Source organism: Bacillus sp. C30, from assembly GCF_040838255.1.
GTDB lineage: Bacteria > Bacillota > Bacilli > Bacillales > Bacillaceae_G > Bacillus_A > Bacillus_A mycoides.
The window spans coordinates 1-4,228 of the sequence record NZ_JBFPJH010000286.1 but is presented as its reverse complement, the minus strand read 5'-3'; the positions used below and the strand labels follow the sequence as shown (position 1 = coordinate 4,228).

The 4,228-nt window shown below is 37.0% G+C and carries 4 protein-coding genes and 1 other annotated feature; all 4 genes read left to right on the top strand.

The genetic code is table 11. The annotated features are described in order from the left end of the window. The first annotated feature begins 149 nt into the window (after positions 1-149). Positions 150-381 (top strand) — a binding site (T-box leader). Positions 382-536: 155 nt separating this feature from the next. The 4 genes from AB3X49_RS18605 to AB3X49_RS18590 all read left to right on the top strand — a co-directional run bounded on the left by AB3X49_RS18605 (position 537) and on the right by AB3X49_RS18590 (position 4,078). After that, positions 537-1,832: a homoserine dehydrogenase gene (locus AB3X49_RS18605; protein WP_002126929.1), complete on the top strand. Its 1,296-nt coding sequence runs from the start codon at positions 537-539 to the stop codon at positions 1,830-1,832. Continuing rightward, on the top strand, positions 1,825-2,883 hold the full coding sequence (thrC, locus tag AB3X49_RS18600; protein WP_000276430.1) for a threonine synthase: 1,059 nt from the start codon (positions 1,825-1,827) through the stop codon (positions 2,881-2,883). Before AB3X49_RS18605 ends, thrC begins: the two co-directional genes overlap by 8 nt. Next, the gene (gene thrB / locus AB3X49_RS18595) at positions 2,880-3,773 is read left to right on the top strand and encodes a homoserine kinase (protein ID WP_016120043.1); all 894 of its coding nucleotides are present in this window, start codon (positions 2,880-2,882) and stop codon (positions 3,771-3,773) included. Before thrC ends, thrB begins: the two co-directional genes overlap by 4 nt. Before the next feature lie 92 nt (positions 3,774-3,865). Next, on the top strand, positions 3,866-4,078 hold the full coding sequence (locus tag AB3X49_RS18590) for a DUF6366 family protein (RefSeq protein WP_367963917.1): 213 nt from the start codon (positions 3,866-3,868) through the stop codon (positions 4,076-4,078). The last annotated feature ends 150 nt before the right edge of the window (positions 4,079-4,228 follow it).

The following is a 4,228-nucleotide window of genomic DNA, read 5'->3' as shown; positions in this document are numbered from 1 at the left end:
GGGTGGAACCACGAAAACACATTCGTCCCTTTCCTAGGGATGAGTGTGTTTTTTTTATAGTTTTTAAGATTGAAAATTTAAAATAATTAAAAAATAGTATTGATTTTGTTTTTTATGCGAGTATAATGAGTTAACAAATAAACATGAGCGAAAAAGTAACGATAAGGACATGAGAACATTTTTACGGTTTACAGAGAGGGAGGCCAAGGCTGTGAGCTTCCTAACACGAGAAATGATCTTACCACCTTTGAACTTCAATAGTGAACGAGCAATCTAGTAATTATTGACGGTATCAGCCGTTATCTGAACTTGAGCAATCTAGAAGAAAGTAAGTCTAGGTTGGAACAAGGGTGGAACCACGAAAACACATTCGTCCCTTTCCTAGGGATGAGTGTGTTTTTTTATTACTTTGAAAGGAGGTGCGGTAACATGAAACGATTAGTACGTACGGAAATAACCACCACCTGCATGATTAAAAAGCAGAGTAAGGTGATTCACAGGTGTAACAATTAAACTATTTAGGAGGAGATTAGAAGATGAATAACGTTATTAATGTTGGGGTATTAGGATTAGGTACTGTCGGAAGTGGTGTTGTCCATATTTTGAAAGAACATTATAAAAAAATCACTCTTGATACAGGATATGAAGTAAAGGTAAAGACAGTCGTTGTACGTGATTTGGAAAAGGAACGTGATGTTTGCATTGATGGAATCGTAGTAACAAGTAATGTCGATGAAGTTCTAAATGATTCAAATATTGATATTGTAGTAGAGGTAATGGGCGGAATTGAAGAAGCGAAAGAGCATATTGTGAAGGCTTTGCAAAGTAAGAAACATGTCGTAACAGCAAATAAAGATTTAATGGCTGTATATGGTGCGGAGCTTCTGCAACTGGCAAATAAAAATGAATGTGACCTATGTTACGAAGCGAGTGTAGCCGGTGGGATTCCAATATTAAGAGGATTATCAGACGGGCTAGCTTCAGATCAAATTGAAAAAATAATGGGAATCGTAAATGGAACAACAAATTATATGTTAACAAAGATGAGTCAAAATGGATGGTCGTATGAAGAGGCTTTACAGGAAGCGCAAAAATTAGGGTTTGCAGAATCAGATCCGACAGCGGATGTAGATGGACTAGATGCTGCGAGAAAGGTAGCAATTCTTGCAAACTTAGGTTTTTCGATGAATGTTTCTTTAGATGATGTTCAAGTTAGAGGTATTCGAAAGGTTGAAAAAGAAGATTTAGAGATGGCCGAAAAATTAGGATTTACAATGAAATTAATTGGTAAAGCTGAAAAACAAGGATCATCCATTCACTTAAGTGTAGAACCGACTTTATTACCACGTCATCATCCGCTATCGAATGTGAATAATGAATTTAATGCGGTGTATGTTCACGGTCAAGCAGTAGGAGAAGTGATGTTTTACGGACCTGGAGCTGGGAAGTTACCAACTGGTTCTGCTGTAGTAAGTGACATTATTTCAATCGTTAAAAATATGAATCAAGTTCCGAAAAATAAAAGTGTATTAAAAGAACCGGAGCCGTATGAATTACAAGGAGATGAAGAAGTAGTTTCAAAATACTTTTTGCGCATTTCATTACGAGATGAGCCTGGAATGTTTAAAAAAATAACAGAATGTTTCGTCGATTATTCTGTGAGTTTAAAAGAGGTAATTCAATTACCTTTGAATCGTGAGCTTGCAGAAGTCGTTGTTGTGACGCATCAAACTTCAAAATATCAATTCGAGCAAGTTTTAGGAGCGATAGAAGATGTCGCAAGTGAAATAAACAGTTACTACATTATTGAGGAGGAAAAACAATATGTATAAAGGACTATTAAAACAGTACGCTTCTTATTTACCGGTGAATGAAAACACACCTGATGTCAGCTTAATGGAAGGGAATACACCCCTGATTCCATTATTAAATATATCAAAACAATTAGGGATTCAGTTATACGGAAAATATGAAGGAGCGAATCCAACGGGTTCTTTTAAAGACCGTGGTATGGTAATGGCAGTTGCAAAGGCGAAAGAAGAAGGTTCAGAGGCTATCATTTGTGCATCTACAGGTAATACATCAGCATCAGCTGCCGCATACGCGGCACGCCTCGGAATGAAATGTATTATCGTAATACCAGAAGGAAAGATTGCGCATGGGAAATTAGCGCAAGCAGTTGCTTATGGAGCGGAGATCATTTCAATAGAAGGGAATTTCGATGATGCACTTAAGGCTGTAAGAAATATTGCTGCAGAAGAGCCGATTACATTAGTAAACTCAGTAAATCCTTACCGAATTGAAGGACAAAAAACAGCAGCATTTGAAATTTGCGACCAGTTGGAAAATGCACCAGATGTTCTAGCTATTCCGGTTGGGAACGCAGGGAACATAACAGCATACTGGAAAGGATTCTGTGAATATGAAAAAGAAAAGGGTTATAAAAAACCAAGAATTCACGGCTTTGAAGCCGAAGGAGCAGCTGCAATTGTAAAAGGGCATGTAATTGAAGAACCTGAAACGATTGCAACAGCGATTCGTATTGGTAACCCAGCGAGTTGGTCGTATGCAGTAGAGGCTGCCGAGCAGTCTCATGGTGAAATAGATATGGTGTCAGATGAAGAAATATTACATGCGTATAGATTGTTAGCAAAAACTGAAGGAGTTTTTGCAGAGCCAGGATCAAATGCTTCATTAGCGGGCGTCATTAAACATGTGCAATCTGGAAAAATCAAAAAGGGAGAAACGGTTGTTGCAGTTTTAACTGGAAACGGTTTGAAAGATCCTGATATCGCAATTTCTTCTAATAAATTTGATATTGCAAGTGTGTCAAATGATATAGAGCAAATTAAAGATCATATTAAAGGGGTGATTATGTCGTGATACCATTGAGAGTACGTGTCCCTGCTAGTACAGCGAATGTCGGACCTGGATTTGATTCAGTAGGAATAGCATTGTCATTATATTTAGATGTGGTGGTAAAGGCGGAAGCAGATAAATGGCAAGTAATCCATTCCTTTGAAGATTCAATTCCAACAGACGATAAAAATTTAATTGTTAGCACGGCATGTAAAGTGTTTCCTTCTTTATCACCCTATATAATAGAAGTTACTAGTAATATTCCGCTGACAAGAGGTCTAGGAAGTAGTGCATCAGCAATTGTAGCAGGAATAGAGCTTGCGAATCAGCTTGGAAATTTGAACTTAACAACTGATCAGAAAGTTCAAATTGCTACAAATTTTGAAGGACATCCAGATAATGTTGCTGCTTCTATTTTAGGTGGAACTGTAATCGGAGCGCTGGATGGAAAGAATGTTTCGGTTGTAAGGATTGAAAGTAAGGAATTAGGCGTAATTTCTCTTATTCCAAATGAAGAGCTAAATACGGAGGAAAGTCGATCTGTATTACCAGAGATGTTTCCGTTTCATGAAGCGGTTAAGGCTAGTGCGATAAGTAACGTATTAGTAGCTGCATTATGTCAAAAGAAGTGGGAAGTTGTAGGTGAAATGATGGAACGAGATCATTTCCACGAGCCATATCGTTTAGAACTTGTACCGTTATTACCATCAATTCGTAAATGTGCAAAAGAATTCGGAGCATATGGCACAGCGCTTAGTGGTGCGGGACCATCCATTTTTATTTTAACTCCGTACGAGAAGCGTAAAGAAATAGCTGACCAATTAGCGAGAGTATTTGCAGCTATGAAAGTATGTGAGCTTGAAATTGATCATAAAGGGATTACTGTAAATAAGGAAGAACATATTGGATTATAAAGAAAGCTAGCATAGCTAGCTTTCTTTACGTTATGGAGAATCTATTTTAAAGGGGATTTTTCGGAATGAACATTAATTTTAGAGGTGATTATATGAGTTCAAAAGAGTCACCAGAAGAAAAAAGAGAACGCATGAGACAAAGTGAATTGAAAAATAATCCTACCGGTTCTTTGAATGATGGACTCAACAGGGTGGAATCAGGTAGGCCTGTTGATATGACAGGTGGTATGAATTGGAAAGGTACAGGGATATTAATTTTAGTGCTAGTTTTAGGATATATTATATATAGTTACTTTTTCAGTTAAGGAAAGCTTGATGGAATTTAGATTTGCTTGATCTAATTATTAGTGAGAATAAAAAAACAAGGATTAAAGTCCCACTGTATTACATATTTTCTTTAAACAGATTATAGTAATACGTAAATTTTTTTGCTCATAATAGAGCTAGCATAATGC

What these genes read in the sequence shown, in the direction of transcription:
- AB3X49_RS18605 (WP_002126929.1), top strand. Translation starts at nt 537, where the DNA reads ATGAATAACGTTATTAATGTTGGGGTATTAGGATTAGGTACTGTCGGA.
- AB3X49_RS18590 (WP_367963917.1), top strand. Translation starts at nt 3,866, where the DNA reads ATGAGTTCAAAAGAGTCACCAGAAGAAAAAAGAGAACGCATGAGACAA.
- thrC (WP_000276430.1), top strand. Translation starts at nt 1,825, where the DNA reads ATGTATAAAGGACTATTAAAACAGTACGCTTCTTATTTACCGGTGAAT.